The sequence below is a fragment of the Solibacillus sp. FSL W8-0372 genome (assembly GCF_037969735.1).
GTDB lineage: Bacteria > Bacillota > Bacilli > Bacillales_A > Planococcaceae > Solibacillus > Solibacillus faecavium.
Genome location: NZ_CP150204.1, coordinates 1341220 through 1364949, shown reverse-complemented (window position 1 = coordinate 1364949; position 23730 = coordinate 1341220). Strand labels below are relative to the sequence as shown.

General features: G+C 36.4%; 24 protein-coding genes and 1 other annotated feature. Of the genes, 5 read left to right on the top strand and 19 right to left on the bottom strand.

Features of this window, described 5'->3' with window-relative positions; genetic code table 11:
- From MKY13_RS06620 to MKY13_RS06605, 4 genes are all read right to left on the bottom strand, one after another.
- Complete coding sequence (locus tag MKY13_RS06620; RefSeq protein WP_339215899.1) at window positions 1-1197, bottom strand: aldehyde dehydrogenase; 1197 nt, start codon at window positions 1195-1197, stop codon at window positions 1-3.
- 200 nt (window positions 1198-1397) lie between these two features.
- On the bottom strand, window positions 1398-2519 hold the full coding sequence (locus MKY13_RS06615; protein WP_339215897.1) for a virulence factor: 1122 nt from the start codon (window positions 2517-2519) through the stop codon (window positions 1398-1400).
- 10 nt (window positions 2520-2529) lie between these two features.
- Entirely contained in the window at window positions 2530-4416 is a 1887-nt protein-coding gene (locus MKY13_RS06610; RefSeq protein ID WP_339215895.1) for an ABC-F family ATP-binding cassette domain-containing protein, read from the bottom strand.
- A complete protein-coding gene (locus MKY13_RS06605; RefSeq protein ID WP_339215893.1) occupies window positions 4413-5045 on the bottom strand; it encodes an HD domain-containing protein in 633 nt (210 codons plus the stop codon). The genes MKY13_RS06610 and MKY13_RS06605 overlap by 4 nt, the downstream gene beginning before the upstream one ends.
- Window positions 5046-5283: 238 nt before the next feature.
- On the opposite strand from MKY13_RS06605, the gene MKY13_RS06600 reads away from it, so the two are divergent.
- Window positions 5284-5436 carry a hypothetical protein gene (locus MKY13_RS06600; protein ID WP_191699349.1) on the top strand — a complete coding sequence of 51 codons (153 nt, stop codon included), beginning with the start codon at window positions 5284-5286 and terminating at the stop codon, window positions 5434-5436.
- A 93-nt stretch (window positions 5437-5529) separates the two neighbouring features.
- Here the strand turns inward: MKY13_RS06600 and MKY13_RS06595 are convergent, their stop codons facing one another.
- Entirely contained in the window at window positions 5530-7209 is a 1680-nt protein-coding gene (locus tag MKY13_RS06595; protein ID WP_339215890.1) for a formate--tetrahydrofolate ligase, read from the bottom strand.
- A gap of 191 nt (window positions 7210-7400) precedes the next feature.
- On the opposite strand from MKY13_RS06595, the gene MKY13_RS06590 reads away from it, so the two are divergent.
- Window positions 7401-7601: a cold-shock protein gene (locus MKY13_RS06590; protein ID WP_191699351.1), complete on the top strand. Its 201-nt coding sequence runs from the start codon at window positions 7401-7403 to the stop codon at window positions 7599-7601.
- A gap of 45 nt (window positions 7602-7646) precedes the next feature.
- Here MKY13_RS06590 and MKY13_RS06585 read toward each other — a convergent pair whose 3' ends face one another.
- The 3 genes from MKY13_RS06585 to MKY13_RS06575 all read right to left on the bottom strand — a co-directional run bounded on the left by MKY13_RS06585 (window position 7647) and on the right by MKY13_RS06575 (window position 10087).
- Window positions 7647-8459: a VOC family protein gene (locus MKY13_RS06585; RefSeq protein WP_339215888.1), complete on the bottom strand. Its 813-nt coding sequence runs from the start codon at window positions 8457-8459 to the stop codon at window positions 7647-7649.
- A gap of 81 nt (window positions 8460-8540) precedes the next feature.
- The gene (locus MKY13_RS06580) at window positions 8541-9203 is read right to left on the bottom strand and encodes a phosphopantothenoylcysteine decarboxylase (RefSeq protein WP_191699353.1); all 663 of its coding nucleotides are present in this window, start codon (window positions 9201-9203) and stop codon (window positions 8541-8543) included.
- A complete protein-coding gene (locus tag MKY13_RS06575) occupies window positions 9197-10087 on the bottom strand; it encodes a LysR family transcriptional regulator (RefSeq protein ID WP_191699354.1) in 891 nt (296 codons plus the stop codon). The genes MKY13_RS06580 and MKY13_RS06575 overlap by 7 nt, the downstream gene beginning before the upstream one ends.
- Window positions 10088-10231: 144 nt before the next feature.
- Between MKY13_RS06575 and MKY13_RS06570 the strand changes: the two genes are divergently transcribed.
- Window positions 10232-11131: a DMT family transporter gene (locus MKY13_RS06570; protein ID WP_339215886.1), complete on the top strand. Its 900-nt coding sequence runs from the start codon at window positions 10232-10234 to the stop codon at window positions 11129-11131.
- 223 nt (window positions 11132-11354) lie between these two features.
- Entirely contained in the window at window positions 11355-12338 is a 984-nt protein-coding gene (locus tag MKY13_RS06565) for an SEC-C metal-binding domain-containing protein (RefSeq protein WP_339215884.1), read from the top strand.
- 710 nt (window positions 12339-13048) lie between these two features.
- Here MKY13_RS06565 and MKY13_RS06560 read toward each other — a convergent pair.
- On the bottom strand, window positions 13049-13240 hold the full coding sequence (locus MKY13_RS06560) for a zinc-finger domain-containing protein (RefSeq protein ID WP_191699357.1): 192 nt from the start codon (window positions 13238-13240) through the stop codon (window positions 13049-13051).
- A gap of 113 nt (window positions 13241-13353) precedes the next feature.
- Here MKY13_RS06560 and MKY13_RS06555 point away from each other — a divergent pair, with 113 nt between their 5' ends.
- Window positions 13354-13749, top strand: coding sequence for a ribonuclease HI family protein (locus tag MKY13_RS06555; protein ID WP_191699358.1), 396 nt, complete (start codon window positions 13354-13356; stop codon window positions 13747-13749).
- A 49-nt stretch (window positions 13750-13798) separates the two neighbouring features.
- Here MKY13_RS06555 and MKY13_RS06550 read toward each other — a convergent pair whose 3' ends face one another.
- The 10 genes from MKY13_RS06550 to MKY13_RS06505 form a co-directional block, all read right to left on the bottom strand.
- Window positions 13799-14986, bottom strand: coding sequence for an MFS transporter (locus tag MKY13_RS06550; RefSeq protein WP_191699359.1), 1188 nt, complete (start codon window positions 14984-14986; stop codon window positions 13799-13801).
- A gap of 5 nt (window positions 14987-14991) precedes the next feature.
- Complete coding sequence (locus tag MKY13_RS06545) at window positions 14992-15372, bottom strand: MarR family transcriptional regulator (protein WP_339215879.1); 381 nt, start codon at window positions 15370-15372, stop codon at window positions 14992-14994.
- Between the two features lie 144 nt (window positions 15373-15516).
- Window positions 15517-16353 (bottom strand): type II pantothenate kinase, encoded by an 837-nt coding sequence (coaW, locus tag MKY13_RS06540; RefSeq protein ID WP_191699361.1) that lies wholly within the window; start codon window positions 16351-16353, stop codon window positions 15517-15519.
- 103 nt (window positions 16354-16456) lie between these two features.
- Entirely contained in the window at window positions 16457-17527 is a 1071-nt protein-coding gene (locus MKY13_RS06535) for a 3'-5' exonuclease (protein ID WP_339215877.1), read from the bottom strand.
- A 192-nt stretch (window positions 17528-17719) separates the two neighbouring features.
- A complete protein-coding gene (locus MKY13_RS06530) occupies window positions 17720-18301 on the bottom strand; it encodes a GNAT family protein (RefSeq protein WP_191699363.1) in 582 nt (193 codons plus the stop codon).
- A 25-nt stretch (window positions 18302-18326) separates the two neighbouring features.
- Window positions 18327-19088, bottom strand: coding sequence for a hypothetical protein (locus MKY13_RS06525; protein WP_191699364.1), 762 nt, complete (start codon window positions 19086-19088; stop codon window positions 18327-18329).
- Window positions 19089-19333: 245 nt separating this feature from the next.
- Window positions 19334-21010 carry an arginine--tRNA ligase gene (argS, locus tag MKY13_RS06520; RefSeq protein WP_191699365.1) on the bottom strand — a complete coding sequence of 559 codons (1677 nt, stop codon included), beginning with the start codon at window positions 21008-21010 and terminating at the stop codon, window positions 19334-19336.
- A 40-nt stretch (window positions 21011-21050) separates the two neighbouring features.
- Window positions 21051-21268: a binding site (T-box leader), on the bottom strand.
- A gap of 71 nt (window positions 21269-21339) precedes the next feature.
- On the bottom strand, window positions 21340-21633 hold the full coding sequence (locus MKY13_RS06515) for a hypothetical protein (protein ID WP_191699366.1): 294 nt from the start codon (window positions 21631-21633) through the stop codon (window positions 21340-21342).
- Window positions 21615-22604: an anti-sigma factor gene (locus MKY13_RS06510; protein ID WP_191699367.1), complete on the bottom strand. Its 990-nt coding sequence runs from the start codon at window positions 22602-22604 to the stop codon at window positions 21615-21617. The genes MKY13_RS06515 and MKY13_RS06510 overlap by 19 nt, the downstream gene beginning before the upstream one ends.
- Window positions 22597-23085, bottom strand: a complete 489-nt coding sequence (locus MKY13_RS06505; protein ID WP_191699368.1) for a sigma-70 family RNA polymerase sigma factor — start codon at window positions 23083-23085, stop codon at window positions 22597-22599. The genes MKY13_RS06510 and MKY13_RS06505 overlap by 8 nt, the downstream gene beginning before the upstream one ends.
- Window positions 23086-23730: the final 645 nt, after the last annotated feature.

Genomic DNA, 23730 nt, shown 5'->3' with positions numbered 1-23730 from the left:
TTAACTGAATTGAGCCAATTGTTTTGGGACTAATATTTTATCTGCAAACCAAATATTTTGCAGCTTCGATTTATCCCCAATATAAATAACAACAATTTCAATCATTTTCTGTTGTTTATACTGTGTAACAGCTACCCGCCATTCTTCTTCCTGCGGGAAATTTTCAAATAACAGTTCATTACATAACAAATAAACTTTTCCGCCACTGCTATGTGTTAGCCCAAGTTTTAGTAACGTAAAGGCATAATTGATTACACTTTTAAAATCAACTGGATTCATTTTACTATCGAAACTATTATTAAATCCAACATAATCATTAAAGTCTATCTTCCCATTTAAGGCTATCATTTCTTTGTCGATATTCTCTGCAAAAGGCACATAAACAAAATTATGTTCATTTTTTTTCGAGAATTCTGCCACGGCAAGTGCCAATGCTGTTTGTAAGTTAAAGCTTCTTTTCATTGAGATATCTTTTTGGACGCAAAACACATATGTACTATTGGGATCCAGACCAATTTTCAAAAATTGCTCCGACTGAAATTTCGATTTCCAAAATAACACTTCTGTAAAATGTTTCGCTTCCAGAAAGTTCATCATATTCTCGAGATTATCATTACTTATTGTATCCCATACTTCTTCGCCAAACAATTGTTCAACCGCTTTCGTTTCTTCTAATATTTCTTCAATAATTCGATCATACACTTTGTTAAATTTGTATAGATTTATGTACCAATTACTTTGGACTTTCAGCAGTACTTCCTGCTGAAATGCATGCTCCCCGGTTATAGCAATATCAACGTTCGATGAGTATTCCTTTTTTATCGTTCTCAGCTTCAGAGTTTTACCGAGTACTGTAAAATAATCTTTTGCAATTTTTTTTACTATATAGAGAGAAATAAGAAATTTCTTGACCGAAGAATTAGTTAAATATTCAAATTGCATTTTTTCCAAATTTCGCGATGCAAAATACTCCAGTATAAATATTCTCCAATCCTTTAATCTCACATTTTCTTTAACAATATTCTGCTTATACGTTTGGCCAATTTCGAAAAGCGACCATAAATCATGGAAATATAAATAAAAATCTTTGCTTTTTAAAAAAATACGATCTTCAAAGTTAGTGGAATACAGTAATTTTAGTAGTGCTTCCTTTCGCTCATTCTCTAAACCGCTTGGATTTTCCAGTAATAATTCCATATAGCATATATCACCTTCCATTTTTTATAATATTAAATATATAACAAATACTCAAAAATTTCCATTTTATCTATAAAAAAACATCGTATCAATTTAACTAATACCTACAAATATACTATGAAAGACACTTCAGCGGGCTAAATTACAGTGTGTTAAAAACAAAAAAGCGCCGCAACAGTGCGACGCTCAATTATTGGATACTATGCTTTTCGACTCTCCGTCATTTGTTTCCAGACAGAACCTTTTGCCTCTTCCCCGCCTTCAATACGGGCTAAAGCCATTTTTGCCTGTAACTTTACTTCAAATTCCTTATCCTCACTCGCTATTTTTAACGCTGCAATTGCCTGCTCTGTGCCGACTTCATATAAATACATTGCAGCACGCCAGCGTACAAGTTTATTTTTGTCACCAAGCGCTGCGATCATTGCCTGTTCAAATTCAGGCAATCCTAAATCACTCATACAGTCACCTGCTGTACGGCGAACCGCTGCACTTTTATCATTCAGTGCTTTCGTTAATGCCGGTACAACCGCTATATCTTCAATCATTCCTAAATAAACAGTAGCAAGACGGCGAACAGACATCTGTTCATCTTCCAATGCCTTTTCCAATAACGGAATATCCTTCACTTCTGGATCCGGGAGTTGATCAAGCAGCTGGAAGCGTTGTTGCCAATCTTCCACTTTCTCATATTGCGCCAATGTCACTTCTTTACGCTCTTGTGCGGCTGTCACGACCTGTTCATTAGCCGACTGGACGATTGACTCAACACGATCTTGCGGATAAAGTGCATCAACTTCTTTTAGCACTTCTTGTGCCACTTGTTCTTTGTCTCCGTAGCGAACGCCGAAATCAACCCATTTCCGTTCAAAAATATAGTTTTCATCAGTTACGCTAAACTGCAAACGTTTGAATGCCGTTGTAAAACGATCGCCTGCACTTATTCGGACTTCTCCTTCTCCGTCAAATGCTTTAATTTGTAATGGAATCGCTTTATACATTTGTACATGCACGTTCACTTCTCCATAATGCTCATTGATTTCATACTCAGTGCTTTCCGTAGCCTGTCCACCAATTGCACGTCGAATATCAGCCAATATATTTTCCCACGCATATTTAGCGTTACGTTCTACCGCCAAAAAGTTTGATACATGGTAAATCCCCTTTACACCTTCTACGGCAAAAATAGCCTGTAGTTCAGGTGAAGCGTTCGAAATATTATCTTTCGTATAATTAAAGCTTTTGCCAAATGGTAAATCCTGATCAATTACTACTTTCATTGTATTTGGACTTGGCGTCGGTTCAATTGATAAAATTTTCATAGTTAGGCTCCTATCCATTTACGATTTCGTCTAAATAGCTCCATCGCTCAATTAATTGTTCGTATTCTAAATTATATTTTTCCAAATCTGACGTCAATTGCTGAAGTTTTGTAAAATCAGAGCCAGCAGTCGAAATCTCTTCTTCTAACTGCATTATCTTCTCTTCCATTTGTGCAATGGATTCAGCTATTGTTTCCCACTCTTTTTGTTCTTTAAACGATAACTTTTTCTTATCATTTTTTTGCTTTTCTACTTTCGGTTTTTCCTGCTTCAATTCCTTAGCTTCCTGCTGTAGCTCGGACTCTCTTTTCGCTAGATAATCAGTATACACATCCAGACTTTCCGATACACCGCCCTTGCCATCTAAAATCCAAAGTTTTTTGGCAATCCGGTCTAAAAAGAATCGGTCGTGACTAATTGTAATAACGACTCCCGGGAAGTTTTCGATAAAATCTTCCAGTACGCCTAATGTTTCGATATCCAAATCATTTGTTGGCTCATCTAATAGCAATACGTTCGGCTGCTCCATCAATAGGCGCAATAAATGCAGACGTTTTCGCTCCCCACCTGATAATTTGCTTATCGGTGTCCCGTGAGAATTAAGGGGAAACAAGAACCGCTCCAGCATTTGAGAGGCAGAATAGCGTACACCTTCAGAATCTGTGATGTCATTGGAAGCTTCACGGATATAATCAATCATTCGCGCATTTTCATTCATTGGTGGCAATGCTTGCTTAAAGTGAAGAAGCTTTACTGTAGAGCCTACAATAACTTCACCTGTATCAGGTGTAACTTCGCCTGCAAGCATATTCAACAGTGTAGATTTCCCATAGCCATTTGCTCCAATTATTCCTATTCGATCACCATGCTGCAATAAAAACTGGAAGTCTTTAATAATGACACGATCTCCGTAAGCTTTGGAAATTCCGTCAGATTCCAATACTTTCTTTCCTAAACGGGTTGTCGCCAGTCCTAACTCTAAATCGGTTTGGTCATTTGAACGGTCAATCGATTCGTCCAACGCTTCAAATCGCTGAATACGGGCTTTCTGTTTTGTCGTACGCGCTTTTGCACCACGTCGAATCCATTTAAGTTCGGCACGATAACGATTTTGCATTTTTGCCTGTGATGCAGCATTCATCTCTTCACGAATTGCTCGTGCTTCGAGGAAATCCCCATATGAACCAGTATGGCGATATAATGTTTTATCTGCTAGTTCGTATATATGAGTAGCCGTTTCATCTAGGAAATAACGATCATGGGTAATAAATATAACCGCCCCTTTTAATCGAGACACCATATCCTGCAACCATTCTGTAGAAGCAACATCTAGATGGTTTGTTGGCTCATCCAATAAATAAAGATCTGCTGGTTCAATTAATACTTTAGCTAGTGCAACACGCTTTTGCTGACCACCGGAAAGTTCCGTTACATTTTTATCAAACATATCGATGCCAAGCTTTGTTAACGCCTGCTTTGCTAATGCGTTCACATCCCATGCATTTTCAGTGTCCATTTGTTGCTGAAGACGAAATAGTTCATTTTGCAATTTTTCGGATTGCGGATTTTGTGATAATGCAGTAACCGCATCTTCATACGCACGGTTTAATTGCAAAATGGGAGAATCCCCATCAAAAACCGCCTGTAATACTGTTATATCATTTGAAAACTGAGGATCTTGCTCCAAATAAGCTATGCGGTATTTATTCGGATGGTCAAAGTCCACTGTATCCGCATCCTGCTTTTTAGCCAAGATGGATAATAATGTAGATTTCCCTGTTCCATTAATACCAATTAAGCCTGCACGTTCCCCTTCATAAATAGTGCATTCAATATTTTGAAATAGCGTTTTATCGCCTACTGTTTTTGTTAAATTTGATACGATTAAATGACTCATAAAATCCCGTCTCTTTCTTTTTTTAACTGATCTAAAAATTGTACCATATAGTTGTGACGCTCTTCAGCCATTTCGCACCCTTTTGCTGTTACCATTAAATCTTTTAATAATAATAGTTTTTCATAAAAATGTGTCACACTAGCCGTTGATTGACTACGATACTGTTCTTCAGTCATTTGAAAACGCACTTCTTCTGAATCATCATACAACTTGCGCCCTTTTGCACCACCATAAGCAAAAGTACGTGCAATTCCCACAGCACCTATAGCATCCAAGCGATCTGCATCCCGTACAATTTTAGACTCTATCGTTGTCGCTGGTAACTCATTGCCCCCGTTAAAAGACACTTCCGCAATAACTGTTTGAATATGTTTTCTCTCATCTGCAGTTAAATCCAGTTCATTTAATATCCGTTCTTCATTTGATTTGTCTGTCGTGTATTTTGAATCACTTACATCATGCAGCAGTACAGATAAGCAAACTATTTTTTCATTTGCTGAAGGTTCGGTTTTTAAAATTGCCAAAGCGTTATTATAGACGCGCTCAATATGCTGGAAATCATGACTTGCATCCATTGATTCATATATCCCTTTAACGAGCTTTTCACAATGCTGTATCTGTTCTCTCATAATATCATTCACCATTTTCAATTAGATTCTTTTACCTTTTCATTTTAACATGTTACACAATCGGTACAGAAGTTATTAGCATGCCATTCTATAGTTCCACGTTAAAACTCGTTTTCGCAAATATAGGACTTCATGAAACTTTTTGTCAAAAGTGTGAACATTTCTATTGAATTATACAAAAATTAAACATATAATAGCATTACAGAAACATAAAACAGAAGAAAAGGATGTGTTATTTATGGAAAGAATAATGCAAGCGGTTACACCAAATATGAATGATAATCAACGAAAAGGTCTAATCGTCATTTCTCCAATACTAATCGGGTCAGTAGCCTATGGTGCAAGCGCAACTTTTATGATTGTGACTAACCTATTCCAAATTATGTTTTAAAGGACTAAAGCCATTGAATACTAATAATTTTCAAAACAAAAGAAACGCATTCGCATAATATATACGAATACGTTTCTTTTTTAGGATTTTTAATTAGAAAAGACCTACAGCACTGCCATCTTCCGCAACATCCATTCTTAATGCTGCTGGCTGTTTAGGTAAGCCCGGCATTGTCATAATATCTCCTGTTAGACATACTAAGAAGCCTGCACCAAGCTTTGGTATTATTTCACGAATTGTCACAACAAAATCTGTTGGGCGCCCTAGTAAGCCTGGCTGATCAGATAATGAATACTGTGTTTTTGCCATACAGATCGGCAAGTTATCCCAGCCGTTTTTCTCAATAGCAGCCAATTGTCTTTTCGCCACTTCTGTTAATTGTACTCCTGCTCCACCATATACTTGCTGTACAATTTTCACTAACTTTTGTTCCACTGTTTCCTGAAGCTCATATAAAGGCTTATAAGTGCTTGGCTGATTGATTACTTCCAGCACGTGTTGAGCAAGTTCAATTCCACCTTTTCCGCCTTCTTCCCATACATTCGTACGAGCGATTCGAACTTCATTAGCTTCTGCCCATTGTAAAACAACTTGCAGTTCTTTTTCGGTATCTGTAATGAAGCGGTTTAATGCAATGACTGGCTCAAGCCCGAAATTACGGATATTCGCAACATGCTGCGCTAAATTGGCAATACCATCCTGTAAAGCCGCTACATTCTCTTCTACTAAATTCGCCTTTGCCACACCACCATGCATTTTTAGGGCACGAATTGTTGCAACAATTACAACAGCACTCGGCTCAAAGCCTGCTTCGCGTGCTTTAATATTTAAAAACTTCTCTGCCCCAAGATCTGAACCAAATCCAGCTTCCGTTACAACGATATCCGCAAGTTTACGTGCTGTTTGTGTCGCAATAATCGAGTTACATCCATGGGCGATATTTGCGAAGGGACCTCCGTGTATTAAAGCAGGAGTACCTTCAATTGTTTGAACTAAGTTTGGATTCATTGCTTCTTTTAAAATTAAAGTTAAGGCACCTTCTACTTTTAAATCTCCTACTGTCACAGGCTCACGGTCATATGTATAACCAATGACGATACGTGCCAGGCGCTGTTTTAAATCTTTTATACTTGTCGCTAAACAGAAAATCGCCATAATTTCCGATGCTACCGTAATATCAAAACCATCTTCACGAGGTACCCCTTGTAGTGGTCCGCCTAAACCGACTGTAACATGACGTAATGCGCGATCATTTAAATCAACAACACGTTTCCAAATAATGCGGCGAGGATCAATATGAAGTTCATTCCCTTGGTGGATATGATTGTCAATTAATGCCGATAACGCATTGTTCGCAGTAGTTATCGCATGGAAATCACCGTTAAAATGAAGGTTAATTTGTTCCATCGGTAAAACTTGTGCATAGCCGCCACCTGTCGCGCCACCTTTGACACCCATTACCGGTCCTAATGACGGTTCGCGTAAAGCAACCATTACACGCTGATTCAATTGTTGAAGAGCATCTGCCAAGCCTACTGTTACTGTAGATTTTCCTTCTCCGGCTGGTGTAGGACTAATCGCTGTAACAAGCACCACTTTTGCATTGGCCGTTCCACTAATTTTACTCGTATCAATCTTTGCTTTGAAGCGACCATATTGTTCCACTGCATCTAAAGGTATTTTTGCATTTTCAGCTATTTCTACGATTGGTTTCATCGTTGCCTCATTTGCTATTTCGATGTCTGATTTCGGTTTTTTCGTAGTTGTTGACATATCTCGCCCTGCTTTCATTTATATAGTCTTTCTTATTATAGTCTGTTTTATCAGAATCGATAAATAAATTTAAACGCATAAATCGACAAATTATTGACATTCCTTGTTGGTTTAGTATATAGTTTATTCGTAATATTCTGTACTCTTAATGTTTCATCAATTGAATTTGACAGTATCGGAGGAGAAAGCGGATGCACCAAGGCACTGTAAAATGGTTTGATAATGAAAAAGGTTACGGATTTATAGAAAGTAATAATGGTGAAGATGTTTTTGTACACTTTACTGGCATAAGAGAAGAAGGATTTCGTTCACTTGATGAAGGACAAGTCGTTGAATTTGATGTAATTGATGGCATTCGTGGTCTTCAGGCATCGAATGTTATTAAAAAATAGAAAAAGCTGTAAACGAATTGCGAAAACATCGTTTACAGCTTCTTTTTATTTTGCAGCTTTCAAAATTTCGTATCGTGCACCGTCAATTGTAATCGTTTTATCCTCCAACGCACCGGAAAGTACAGCCTTTTTTATGCCATAGCCATTTTCTATCATATAATTCCAAGCTATACCTTCACCGATCGGCTTTACAAAAATGAGCTTTACGTCTCCTAACACAACAGTCCTATATTCAGCATTTTGTTCTAAATCTTTCTTCTTTACAATTTCCGCATCGCAAAGTTTAGCTATTTGCTCTACATCATCAAAGTTCGGAACGACGAAATGGACGGCATCGAGCTTTAAATTCCCTAACGGATGCTGTGCTAATATACCACGCTCTGTTAGTTCCTCACGGCGAATCGAATCCTCCTCATCCCATTGAATGAAAAATGGCAGCTCAATTTTGGCATTTGGGTGGCCAATATACAACAATTTCCAGCCTACTATCGAACCGTCATCGCGCTTTCTTGTAAAATGTTCAGGACCAGAAACTTCCAAGCCTGCTTGTTTAAACTTTTTCGCATCTTCTTCAATCGTTTGTGTACGAATCGCGAATCGTGTCAAGCCGTCTTTACGTCGATTTTGTTCATAGCTAGCATGTAATGTATATTTCTGTTTAGCCGCTTCTTTGTATTTCTCTTCATTTTCTATACCGATTAATTCAATGTAGGATAAATCAAAATAACTCAACGTATTATATGTACCCCATGCTTCATGGCTTCCACCAGGAACAACATGGAACCCTTCCTGCTGAAGTATTTGCAACGTTTTTTCTGGTTGTTCCACAAAATGAACTAGGTGATCGAATTGATACATATTTAAACCTCTTTTCAATTTCAAATAGCTAGAATATTCTAATTATAACATTGTCCTTGAAATTGAAATAGATAAAATCATCTATGAGAATAAATCGATTAGAGCTGTAGCGGCTGCTTGTTTACCATCTACCTTTACGACCTTACCTGAACGGTGAATAATATAATGCGGCTCCATCGCACCGTATAGTGATTTCGAGCTATTCGCGACCATATAATCCGCTTTTGCCGTTTCCATTCGTAATGTTGCTCGATCCATTAAAAACTGTTCGTCATCGGTTGCTTCCAGTTTAAACCCTACTAGCGTTGTATCCGGTGACCAGTTTTTTATTTGCGCCAGTATTTTTGGTGCCTTTTTGAAATGGATAATCGGCGGTTCATCAGACGGCATCTTCCCTTTTTCAGTCAGCTCGTTTCCACTTTGGTCAAACACTTTATCTATTAGCCAATCAGATCCGGCTACCGCCATAATGACATAATCAATTTGCTCTGATTGCAATAAATGTTTCAGCTTTTCCCCTAAATCTTCAATGCCTTCAAATTTAATAAGCTGCATTTCATCTTTATGCTCTGGCAGCTGTGTAAAGACACCATGCATGTACGTAATGTCCGCACCTTTTTCATATGCGGCTTCTGCTAAATAGCTGCCCATTGTCCCTTTAGATAAGTTCGTATGACCACGCACATTATCCCACTTTTCAAATGTGCCACCACTTGTTATTAAAACCTTTTTTCCTTTTAACATAGTTGTTCCCCTTTTGATTCTACATTTACTAGCCAATTTTTTAGAATTTCCACGAATTTTTTTGAGGCAGGTGAAAGCTTTTGCTTAGTTGATAAACCGATTGTCCGGAAACTTTCCTGAGCGAGCGGCAATGCTTTAACATTATCCGGTAACATGGAAATCGCCATTTCCGGTAAAATGCTTATGCCCACATTATGCTCCACCATTGATACAATCGCCTTCTCATCATACAGTTCAAAGCGAATATTCGGTTGCACACCGTATTTCTCGAATGTGGTCATTACATCATTTGTTCCTTTATAATAAGGCATAATTATTGGTGTATCCCCTATCTCCAATAAATCTATCTCTGTTCTATCATATAGTGGACTATGTGACGACACAATACATAATAACGGATCCCGTTTTAAAGGCATAAAGTCAAATTGTTTGGAGCTTGTACGATTCAAAAATCCACAGTCTACTTCTCCTTTTAACAACCACTGTTCAATTTCATAGTAATCCCCTTCACGTAGTTCGATGCGAATACCTGGATACTCGGAATCCATAATATGAATAATATTGGGCATCCAGTGGGTAGAAATTGTAGAAATCAGTCCAATACGCACCGTACCTTTACTTACCCCTAAAATATTGGAGGCTGCTTGCTGTAAATGTTCCTGTGCCGATAGAACTTTCCGCATTTCATACAGCATTTGCATGCCATCCTCCGTTAATGTTACCCCGGTCCGATTCCGATGTATTAAATTAAATCCAAATTCTTTTTCCAAACTAGATATCGCATGGCTTACAGCAGATTGCGTTAACCCTAAACTTGTAGCCGCTTTAGTAAAACTGTGCACTTCTGCTACTTTATTTAAAATTTCATATTTAACTAGACTCATTATATTTCACTCCACAAACACGATTTCATCATGAATTTTTTTCATAATTACCATTATAAACATTCGTTTTACTAATAACAATATCCTGTTTTATACTGTTTTATAACAGTGATATATTTATACTTTGGAAATGTGGTGACATCAGTGAGTTTACAAGGAAAAGCAAATATTTTGATGGTAATAGTTACAATGTTCTGGGGCATCTCCTATACCTTTATGGTAATGGGATTGGAAGTTTTGGAAGCATATAATGTTGTAGCATTACGTTGTTTAATTGCATTTATAATCGCAGGGTTAATCTTTTTACCGAAAATGTTACGTGTGAATATAAAAACGATTCTGTACGCATCCATCCAAGGATTTTTATTATTTTCAGTTTTCGCTTTATCATTATATGGATTAAAAACAACATCCGCTGGAAATGCAGGCTTTATATTGAGCCTAACTGTCGTATTAGTACCGATTATTACTAGCTTAATGGAAAGACGCCTACCATCACGAGCTGTTAGTTTTGCTGTTGTAGCAACAATGATCGGCATTACAATACTGACATTTAATCCGTCTCTCACTTTTCAGATTGGTGATATTTTAGTTGCGATTGCGGCCTTATGTTATTCCATTTACATAATCTTGAATAGCAGATTTACAAAAAATGTGGAGTCAATCTCATATGGAGTCTATCAATTAGGTGTTGCAGGTTTGTTTGGAGCATTCTTTACGATGATGTTTGAATCTCCTAAACTCCCTTCTACTTCATCAGGATGGTTCGCTATTTTAGGATTAGGTATTATATGTACAGCATTTTGCTTTATTGCACAAGCTGTTGTACAACAATATACTTCTCCGACACATACTGGACTGATTTTTTCACTGGAGCCGATTTTCGCTGCAATTTTTGCATTGATTTTCCTTGGTGAAGGGTTAACTTCCCAGCTTGTTATAGGCGGTGCCTTTATCTTAATCGGAAATACTGTTGCTCAACTTGAACAATTTATATTTATGAAAAAGTTATCTACAGCACCACACTCTGAAACAATGATATAATATGAAGAGACATAGCAAGAATGCTTGCTTTTGTCTCTTTTTTTTATAATCTATCTATTATTGTTCTATTTTTGCATATAATTTAATATAATCTAAAATGCAACAATCTTTCTGATAGTTCAAAAAAGATAATCAGTTTCAATAATAACAATCTGACGTTATTATTAATAGTAGCAATACTGCGGTATTAGTATTTAAAAGTTGTATTAAAGGAAGTGTTACAATGATTGGACGTAATGACCCATGCCTATGTGGTAGTGGAAAAAAATACAAGAAATGTTGTGAAGGTAAAAATCAAGTAACTTCGCAAAACGTTTTCCAGGAAGAGATCGAAAACGTATTACAAACTTTCTATAGTAATTACCCAGAACGAAAAGATATCCGTGAATTTATGGAGCTAGTTCGAAAATGGGCACCGAAACTTGAAAAAAAATTACACAAAGAGTTAGTAGAAGCTGTTGCATTGGATGAATATTTTTTCCATCAACGACCTGATATTTGGCAAAACTTTTTAGCAAAAACAATGAAAAAGACGCTTCGCCCATCAATGATTGAACTGTTAAAATCATGGGAACAGCCAATTTTCTTCATCGGGACTGTTGAGGAAGTAGAAAACGAGTACTTTACAGCTGTTTCTGCATTAGATGGTACGACTTATCAAATTCAACGAGAAAGCCATAAATCGATTCCATTAGGTATGCGCGTATTCGCATTTTTATTACCGGATGGCTCGAACGAAAAGAATCACGTACTAGCTGTATCAACATTGATTTTCTTCCACAAAGAACATGCAATATCATTTGAACAGTTTACAAATGCATTTAAAGCTAGTAAGTTAACTGTCGAACAATTTGCAAAAGAAAACCATCTATTATTATGGGAAGGTTTAGTGGAGAATGGCTATGAAGGCGAAGAGTTTACACCTTTCGAACAGGAAGTAGTGGAACTGCTTAAAGAATTTATGGTGGACAAGGGCATTAACAATGATGACTTTGTAATGGTTGTAGAAGATTATTTAATCGAAAAACAGCCTTCTGCACGTAAAGCCGGCGCGATCGCTGCCGGTGCTGTACGATTCGGTCAGGAACATGACCTATTTGAACAGAAATTCACTGTTAAAGAAATCGGTGAGAGCTTCAGCATATCACCATCTTCTTTAAATAAATATTATCAAGAGTTAACAGTTTTCTATAAAGAAAAAAAATAATGTAAAAAAGCTACTTTCGAGACGTCGGAAGTAGCTTTTATTTTGCTTTGAATTATACCCTGCTTCCGGGCGGCGTGGCTCAAAAGCATTTGTATATTGAATTGCGTAATGAGAAAAATAGAGGTATGAATTTCCGTTATTTTTAAAATAACATGAGAAATAGTAAAAATAAGGGAATGAATTTCCGTTATTGACCTAAAAAACATGAAATTTCAAGGTTTTATTTAAAATAACGGTAAAACGTTCCCTTATTTAACCTGAAAATGAGCTACCCCCTTCAAATAGCGGTAAAATATTCCCTTATTTTTAGGAAGGCACTAAAGAATGTACTTAATCACGTGGCCTTAGCGCTGTCTTGCCGTAGCCCACCAATCAATTAAGAAAAAGAAAGCAACCCCACGAAATGGTGATAAGTCCAACATTTTCATAATAACCTTATTTTTTAAATATAAGGGTAAAATTACTATTTAAATATAATAAAAAAACAATTTGCAAATAGGCTGTTATGCGCAGCTTATTGCAAATTGTTCCTTTCCCTTTTTCATAAAAGGGATAAAAATGAAGAGACTTTTCAACGGAAACCACTCCGTTGATTGGCTTTACCTACTTTGCATAAATCTGTACCAGAGATTTATAATAGGTAAATAAGAAATACTTATTCATTATATCAAAAAAACATTATCATTCAATAGTACGATAGCAACAAAATGTTATTTTTCATAAATTTTCATCATTTCTTGCCCTAGAAATTGAAGTTGTTCCCCAACTGTACAAGACTCGATACAAAAACGATGTGCACCGTGTTTTCCACGTTCCTTACGAAGGTCACGAATGACTAGACAGTCTGAACAATAAGTATCCATTAATTCATCAATGTCTTTCATCACATCCACTTTATTCAATTCATGTACCTCCTTTTAAATATGATTTTCTATTGTACGCTATTTTTAATTATTCTCCAACTTTCAAGTGTTTTGCTATACTAAATATAAGCAAATTAAAAAGGAGCGGTTTTATGCTGGAAGTATATATTGATGGTGCAAGTGCCGGTAATCCTGGACCAAGCGGGATTGGCATTTTTATCAAAGGTGAAGGTCATCATATAAAAATAAGTGAACCAATAGGTATGACGAATAATCACATAGCTGAATTTACTGCGCTAATAAGAGGATTGGAAGAAGCGCTGAAAATTGGTGCTACCTTCGTATCAATGCGCTCGGATTCAAAGATTGTAGTGAGCTCCATTGAAAAAGAATATGTTAAAAATGAAGAATTTAAACCGTTTTTATTGGAAGCACTGTCACTTATTGAACAGTTTGAGCTTTATTTTATAAAATGGATTCCTGATAAAGAAAATAAAGCCGCAGACGCCCTTGCACGTGAAGCAATATTAAAAAATACAGACCAATAATAAAACGATTCATTTATCCAGCTAAGGTGTAAATGAATCGTTTTTTGTACTATTCCGATTGATCTTGAAGTTTTCTATGTGTCATCATATAAATCACTAATACAAAGAAAACTAAAGCCGCTGAACTCATATAAACGGTCTTATAGCCTGCAGCTACTGCTACAACCCCAAAAACATACGAGCCAACTGCTATCCCTATATCGAACAACGTAAAGTACGTAGCTGTTGCATATCCGCTTCGCATAGGTGAAGTAGACTGGATGCATAAAGATTGAAAACTCGTTGTTAATGTCCCATATCCGATCCCTATAAAGATGGCAGACAATAAAAAAGGTATTGCCTGCTGAGCATTGGCAAGTATTACTAAACCAATACTAAAAAGGAAGAACGATGGAATTATAACGTATTTTGCTCCAAATGTATCATAGATTCTCCCTGTAAACGGCCGAACTGCAATCATCGCAACTGCAAACACAGCATAGAAATAACTCGCTACTGTAAGTAAATTTCGTTCTTCTGCATATAACGATAAAAATGACAAAATGCTGGCATACGAAAATGCGATTAAACACGCTATGGCAGCAGTCGGCAATGCTCTTTTTTCAAATAAATCATTAAATGAAAATTTGAATTTACTCCCCTGTACGGGTGTTACATAATTTTCTTCTACCGGTAATGTTAATGCCAGCAAACCGCCAGCCGCAACAAAAGCAGATAACACAATAAACAGCACATTGAAGCTTGCGTATTGGATAATAAGTAACCCGATAAATGGCCCGAATACTACTGCCAAATTCGTTGACATTGTAAAATAGCCTAAGCCTGTTCCTTTACGTTTAGCAGGAATAATATCTGCTGCCAACGAGCCCGATGCTGTTGTAGCAATACTAAACCATATTCCTTGGAAAAATCTTAGTGCCAGCAATAAAATAAATGGCTTAAAGAAAATATATAGTATAGTGCACGCTAAATAAAAAGCTAGACTGACTATAAGCAGCCTCTTCTTCCCAAACACTTCTAGTAATTTCCCGCAAAACGGTCTGACAATTATTGCCGAGATTAAAAATACTGTAACGAGTAATCCTGAATCATCATCCGATTTCCCCAGCACGCCGATTGCATATAGCGGCAAAGTCGTAATTAAACCGTAAAATACAAAGAATACCGCCATATTCGTAAAAAATAAGCTAATAAATTGTTTAGTAAAAATTTTGTTCTGTTGATTTTGTTGCTCCATTTCCATTAACCTTCTATCTTTTTAAGTATTCCCTTTAGGAGTTCCTGATCTTCGTATGTTAACTTTTTCTCTATTTCCTGTTCAAACGATCGAACAGACGCTTCAATGGGCGGAAACTGTTCCAATCCTTTCTTTGTTAAGAAAATCATTTTTTCGCGCTTATCCATCGCATACAGTCTTTCAACCCAGCCTAGAGATTCCAAACGATTAACCGTTCTTGTCACAGTTGGTGCTTCCACATTTAAATATTTCCAGATTGAAGTGAGTGACATTGGTCCATTTTGGTGCAGCAAATAGAGGATTGACCATTGTGAACTATAAAGACCATGTGGTTTTAATACTTCATTTAATTTATTGACTAAATAACGATTTTGTTGAAAAAACATGTGAAATAACTCATTCAATATATTTACCCCCGATTTATTTACCTAATTAAATAGTTTACTCATATGTTACGCCTATGTAAACATTATGTAAAGTAAGATTAAAAAAAAGCATTTAAACTATTTTACTAGCTTAAATGCTTCAAATTATATTTTATGGTGCTCACGAATATTTATTAGTGCACCAATAGCACCTGAAAATCCGCAATCTTGTAAAAATATCGGTTTATGCTTTTTTAAAATAGTATAATGCTCTATTACCTTTTTTAGCTGTATGTTGTCTATTAATGTCGAACCAATATATACAATATGATCCGTATTATGTTGCTCTGCTAGCTGTATGCTTAAAGTTGAAATTACTTCGCCAATCAGTCCTTGAGTTGTTGCCAAAACATCATTTTGGTCAAATTCACGTTGCTCTGTAATACCAACTTTACCGAAGTTGCTAGCTGTTAAATTTCCGTCGATCGGTGTATCCATTCCTTGGTATATATCCTTCACAAGTAAATCGATTCCATCACGGCTACCTTCAAAAGCATTAGATTTAATCTCATCAAAATCAGAAATACCTGTCATAATTGTGGCAAGTCCAATTAACGTACCCCCACCTACACCAGTACCTCCAACACGCTGATGGGAATTCCCATCCATATAATGAATTGATGTCCCCGTACCGATATTGGTAATAATACTTTGAGAGATGGAATGACCTTCTTTTTCCAGTAAATAGCGCACACCTTTTAATGTTGCTTCAAACTCTACAATATATTGAATCGATTTCATCGTTTTTAAAACATCTCGTAATTGCTCAGTACGGCCTCCTGTCAAGCCGATTTCTTCTACTTGAGGATGTTTTTCCAACCATTCTCTAACTAAATGCATTTCATTAGATGGAAAGACTGTCAATGTAAGCTCCTGCTGATCATTCATATAGGCAAGCTTTGTCAACGTACCCCCTGTATCAATTCCAATCCATGTTGACATAAAATAATCTCCTTTATCATTCCAACGAGTAATTCGTACTACCCTATCATAACTTAATGGACTTCTGCAATAAAGAAAAATTCTCCTACTATCGGAGAATTTATTATACTTGAATTATATCCTTTTCGATTAAAGCACGTTTATGAAACTCTTCAACAAATACATGTTCATACTTGCGCAATAAGCGTAAAATTTTTGCCTCGTAGGAATGCGTAGATTCTTCTACTAAATGGAATTTAGCGATAATCTCTTCTTTTTTCAATAGATTTGTTAAGGTCATCACTTCTGTTTTTGGTAATGCCACATTGTGCAGCTTTAAAATTTTGGACATAGACCTAAGTGGTGTACGTGAAATTAATATTTTGCCCATTGCATCTTGTGAAATTTGCTGCAACAGCTGTTTTGCCTGCTCATTTGGCTTAATACTGATTCTTTCTATTGTTGTAACTTCCCCATCTTCATTTTGTTGTTCCACTGTATAAACTGTAAAAGGAAGTTCATCTCGAAATGTTTGCATGGATTGTATATGTACTTGCTCGTCCTCTACTTTGCAATATGTAGTCGAAATCACTAATTCATATGTTGTTTCAAGCATGCGTAAATTCGTTAATACTAATAAAAAATCGTCTGTTTGCTGCTGTTCAATCAATTTTTCCCCGTCGACTTCCATAAAGATTGAAAGAAGACTAGCTGCATCTGCTAAAGCGCGATGCTGTGTTTCATTTTCCAAACCGAGCTCTGCCATTAATCCACCTAATGACGGTTGCTCTTTTATACCTTTAGCAATCATATACTTTTGTTGAAAATCAATCATTGGATATAGACAATCATTTTTTATGTAATTGCGTGAAAGCTCCTCTTCTAGCACTTTCCGATCAAATTCCCCGAATGTCAAAAATATATAATCCTGTTTACACCAGCGTTTGAATTTATAAAACGCTTCTTTAAATGACGGCGCATCCAGTAATTGTTCTGTTGTAATACCCGTTAATTTTTGAATATGTACATTTAGCCTTTTAAACTTGTATGGTTGGATTAACTGTGTAAAAGTTTCGGTCGTACCATCAGGCAACCATTTAACTGCACCTATTTCGATAATATATTGCTTCCCTCGAATCAGGGCGGCTTCTATATCTATACTTATATATGTTTTTGTTCTTCCCAAATTTTTCACCTACTATTTTAATAACCGATCCTATTCAAAAGAAAATAATGCTCTTTCTATTGTATATGAAAAAACAGCGTCTGACACGGTATGTTCGTATATTCTGCATTAATAATGCTAAAAGATAAAAAACATGTATTTTATGTTGGTAGATTATCTATCTCCCATAATAAAATTTCTTCTATATTAATAGATTTCGTCTCACGGATTTAATAATTCCTGAGTAAACTTTGCCTTCACCTTTTCCCACTCTTCTGCAACTATGCTATACATGACAGTATGGCGAATTGTCCCTTCTTTTCGAATCATATGATTGCGCAAAATCCCTTCTTTCACTGCGCCAATTCGTTCAATTGCTTGTTGTGAACGAATATTTTCATGACCTGTTTTAATCTGAATTCGGTTCAACTGGAGTTCCTCAAAGCCGTACTGAAGCAATAAAAACTTACAATTTGTATTAATTGCTGAACGCCACACACTTGGTTGGTACCATGTTGAACCTATTTCCACTCGTTTATGAGGGAGTGATATATCAAGAAAAGACGTACAGCCAACGATCCTATTCGTTTTCTTTTCTATTACAACAAAAGTATAGGTAATACCTTTTTCACGATCTGCGATAGCATTTTTTACATAGCTTTCCACCGACGCAAGATCAAGTAAACTAACCGACATATGCTCCCAAATCCGCTCATCGTTAGCGGCTTTACTTATGCCTTCGATATCCCCGATTTCAATAGGTCTTAATAAGACAATGTCATTTTCTAAAAGAATATTTTTCATAGGATCTACCTTCCTTTTCGGGGATCTAGATTTCTGCAATTTTAAACAATTGCTCATCAAAATCGAATATTTCATTTTTCTGTATCGTGTCTTTAAATAACTGTGTAACTAACTTGGCAGCTGCCATAATGTCGGAGCTGTCTGTTGTTGACGGATAGCTCCTCTTTAGTTGTTTTACAAAGTCTTCTTCTAACGTATGATATGCCTTAAATTGATGTAACTTCTTTTGTTCATTTAATATTTGGACAGTTAAAGTAAGCTCTCGCAGCATCTCCAGCATTTTCATAGCAAAGATGTCATTTCCACGCTGAAGCTCAATGCGCAACTTTCTTAAATAATAGGCAAACTCAAAAGCTATATCGAATTTTTTTATATAAGGCTGTTCTAGCTTCTGAAAATTTTCGTGTTCCTCTAGCATTTTCGGCAGTACTTCCCCGTTACGATCAAATATTAACTTCCATAAAGGTGATTTTACGTTTAAAAATGAAGTTGGTAATACTGAAATATTCATCTCTAAACCGTTTTCGTAAAAAGGAATGAGCAAAAAAATTTGATCACTGAACTTGCCTTCTTTAATGAAAAATGACCCCAAATTTTGTAGCTCGGTCTTAATTAAATCTTTAGCTACATCCACTTGTTCTGTAGTTGCTACCATTAAATCAATATCGGAAAATTGATCACTGTAGCCTATCGTTCCTGAACCTAGTTGAATAATTCCTTCTACCTCATTAATCGCCTGTATTTTTATAATAACGTCTTGAAAATACCGCTCTCTATCAGTTTCCATATACATATAGCTGTACTTCTATTTTAATTTTCAATTTCAACTATTTGGAACGCCCTGAAAAATTTCCCGAACAAATTCGGCGAACTTTTCATCTACCTCAATACAAGAGCCTTTAATTTTAAATATTCAAATAAATTTTCGCACAGAAAGCTTACTTACACAATGTTAATTGAAAAAATACCCATTCCCCCTTTTTAAATCCTAATAAAATGGCCCCAGCAAATTTGAACTGGGTGCCTTTTTCTTTACATATTTTCCGGAGATTGCACCCCTAACAGTCTCATACCATCCTTCAAAACTGTTGCCACAGCAAAGCATAATACTAAACGGCTTTCCAACTTTTCATCTTCAACTAATATTTTTGTATGAGCATAATATTTATTAAATACTCGTGCTAATTGCAGTACATATTTCGCCACTATGGAAGGATCCGCCTGCTCAAGGCTATCTGAAATAACCTGTGGATATTGCTGGAGCAGCAAAACGATTCCCCAAGCTGATTCCTCCAGCTCCTTTACCGTTACTTCTTCATTAAGCGTTAATTGAACTTTCTTTAAAATGGAACAAATACGAGCATGCGTATATTGCACATATGGCCCTGTTTCCCCTTCAAAATTCAACATTTGCTGTAATGAAAACTCAATATCATTTAAACGATAATTTTTTAAATCATTAAATATAACTGCACCAATTCCAACCTGCTCGGCAATCTCCTGCTTATTTCGTAAACTCGGATTTTTCTCTTCAATATTTTTAGAGGCCGTTTCCACTGCTTCCTTTAATACATCTTTTAGAAGAATCACTCTACCTTTACGTGTAGACATCTTTTTGCCGTCTTTAAGCATCATGCCAAATGGGACGTGCTGTAAATTTTTTGACCATGAATAGCCCATTTTCTCAATAACATTAAATACTTGTTTAAAATGTAGTGTTTGTTCATTTCCTACTACATAAAAGATTTTTGATGGCTTATAGTTTGCCTGTCTATAAAAGGCAGCTGCTAAATCCCGTGTTGCATATAATGTGGCCCCATCTTGCTTCGTAATTAAGCAAGGAGGCATATCTTCTAGAAGGACGACATTCGCACCATCCGATTGTGTTAGTAACTGCTTATCTTTTAATTCATCGACAATTGCCTGCATTTTGTCATTATAAAAAGCTTCTCCTTCATATGCATCAAATCGAATATTAAGTTGGTCATAAATTTGCATAAACTCCTGTAAAGAAGCGTGTTTAAACCAATTCCATAATTCTAATGCGCTTTGTTCATTTTCTTCCAGTGCTTTAAAGGCGGCTCTTGCTTGATCATTTAATTCTTCATGTATTTCCGCTTCGTCATGGAACTTTACATATAACTTTAAAAGTTCCTCAATCGGTGCAGCTTCCACTTGTTCTTTTTTGCCCCATAGTCGGTATGCGACAATTAACTTTCCGAATTGTGTTCCCCAATCACCTAAATGATTGACACGTATCACTTCATAGCCATTTTTCTCCGCTATGTTTGCAAGTGCATTCCCAATTACGGTAGAACGTAAATGTCCCATTGAAAATGGCTTGGCAATGTTAGGTGATGAAAAATCGATTACAATATTTTCATTATTACCTTGTTTTTGACCATACGTTTCCTTTACTAATGTAATTTCTCCTAATACCTCTTTTGTTATTTCTAGTTTATTTACAAATAAATTAATATAGCCGCCAACAACTTGAACCTTTTGAATAAACGGATCGTTAATGTTGCTGCCTATTCCTTCTGCAATGACATTCGGTGATTTTTTGAATTTCTTTGCCAATGTAAAGCATGGAAACGCGACATCTCCTAGCTGTTCATACTTCGGTTTTTCTAATAACGTTTCGATTTCAATTAATGTGAAATCATGTTCTACTGCCTGCAATAAAATTTCTGCAATTTTTCTGTTCATCAGCTATTCCCCACCAATATAAAAAGCCCTCGTCTCCAATATTAGAGACGAGAGCGAGGAATCCCGTGGTACCACTCTAGTTGCCACAAAATTGTGACCACTTTCCATTGCTAACGAGGTGACTCCCCGGCTTCCGTACTTCATTTCAGGTTGCTTCTCCAAAGTGCGTTTCATTTACATATTTTGCACCAGGCTTTCACCTTCCCTGGCTCGCTAATCAAAATTTATGTAAATTACTGTCTTTTTCATCGAATTTAATTTATAGAATTATATCCATTAACTCAATGCGGTGTCAATCTAAATTTGTACTATTCAGATTAATATACACCTCAAGGGAATGGTACAATGATCCACCCAAGTAAAAATATACTAAAGAAGAATATTGTTAAAAACAGAATAATCCCTAATGCCCATACACCTAAAAAACGTGATTTCTTTGAAAAGATGGCCGGCCAAGCAAATATAAAGCCAATTCCTAAAATAAGGCTGAAATACTCAAATAAAATAGAATCATTTGTTAGCATACTTATATTTAGTAATAATAATGTGAAAAGCCCACTAGCAACCGAAATCCATCCTGCAATTACCGGTATTTGCAGCTTCTTTAATTTGTCCAGTTCCATAATTTCACCTCACCTAACTTAATTTTACGGATTAAGTTTATATCCTCTAGTTTTTCAATTTCATTTTTGGGTCCTGTTACAACTACCCCATAGGTTTTAATCCCGTTTTTATTAATGTAGTCAATTCGCTCAGCCAGTTCTAAATTTTTATGGCTCGATACCTTTGTAGCTAAGTCCTCATATTGCACAATATAGTTTAATATATCAATAAACACCTGCTCATTACTGTAAGCATCTCTAAAAGGTGACCAAGTCGTATTATCGACCTGTACGGGATAACCGATTGGTGATACGACATCGCCATCTTTACTCAGATTTTTCTCCTCTACACCCGTATCAACTGCCGCCCAAACAACATCTACATTCCGAAAGCTGCTTCGGATTTCATCGACTGTATGCAAATCATGGAAGGAAATATAAGCCTCCACAACCGTTTCATCCGGCAAACCTCTTAAAACTTCCCACTCCCTCCACGTATCTACCTCAGATTGATTTTTAGGATGTGTGAGCCACGGACTTGTTTCATTTGGGTTTTTCCTTTGGACACGCTCCAATTGGGAACTCACTTCTTTTTTCGTTAAATTCCCTAGTGTATAGCGCATATCGTAATTATTAACTTTATAATCTTCCTTCCCTATACGCTTATACTGGTCAAACTGCAGCTGCATCGAAAATGGGAAAAATTCCATATCAAATTCTATTTCCTCAAGCGATGTATTCGGCTCCGTCACATATAAAGTTTGACTCGTGACATCCATTAAAGTTGTCGATTTTGTACCAAATGCATAATAAAGAAAAGTAAAAATATAGCTGACAGGAAGAATCATTAAAATAATGGTAATGGTTCCTACCATCAAATTCATTTTAGAAAGTGAAACAGAACGTCTCATCTGTTGATTTAGCTTTTGTTGCTGCGAATCGGACAATTGCTGTTTTTTTGAGTTCGCAATTAATTTTTCATACTCATCCATTTTTAATGCCCCCCTTTTCGATAATAGATCTCATTTTTTTTCGCCCTCTTAACAAATGACTTTTTAGCGTATTAAGCTTCAAGTCCAAAATTTCTGCTGCCTGTTCATTCGTACAATCCTGTACATCACATAACAAAATCGCCTGCTTTTCAATTGGTGTCAGTTGGTCCAATAAATTTAAAAGAGTTGTAAAACTGTCCTCCTGCATATAAATCGTCTCAGGTGTTGCATGATCGATGCGTACAATCTCCTCATACGGCTCACTACGTTTTTCTTTGCGGCAATAATCGATATACGTGTAATATGCGACTTTAAAGAGCCAAGGCTTGAGTTCTTTAATCGGCTGAGCAAGTAATGTTACATGGGCTTTATAAAATGTATCCTGCAATAAATCCTCAGCCGTCTGCGTATGGCGGCAAAGAGAGAATAAATAATTGTATAAATCTTTTACATACAACGAATAGATTTGTTCCAGCTTCATTACTTCCCACCTTTCACTCTATCCTCGATTAATTGCACAATAAAGTTGCAGTTTATTGTAAAATATTTCTATTAATTTGCCTCATCACCATAACATGGGGTTGCTTTTCTAATAAAATCCCACTTGATTGGTGGGCTACGGCAAAACAGCTCTAAAGCCACGTGACGTGTCTTTATCACTGCCTTTATTGCCGTTTGCGAGGCCCACCAATCCCAAAATTTTGCCCTCGTTATAAAGTGAAGTAAAAAACACCTAATCAAGCCGCTTGCGCTATCGCGAGGCGGCATTTTGTCATCCCCAACTTATGGTGATGAATCATTAATTCAATTAACCAGTAAATATAAACAAAAATGGAATAAAGAACCCCTCATCTTTGATAATAACAAATTTTCCTCAATGCGAAAGGACGCCTTCATAAAAGAAGGCACCCTCAAATTGTCAACAAAAAGTCTCGAGAGTTTGCCTCTCGAGACCTTTTATCTTTTTATTATAGCTGCTTGGAGGGCGAGTGTAGCTGATGGCTAACACCTTTCGCTACAAGCAACGCTTCCTGCGGGAACAGCAAAATTTATTTTGCGACGAGTAATCGCAGGAGCAATTATTTATGCGACGAGTAATCGCAGGAGCACCGCGTGGAAGATCCAC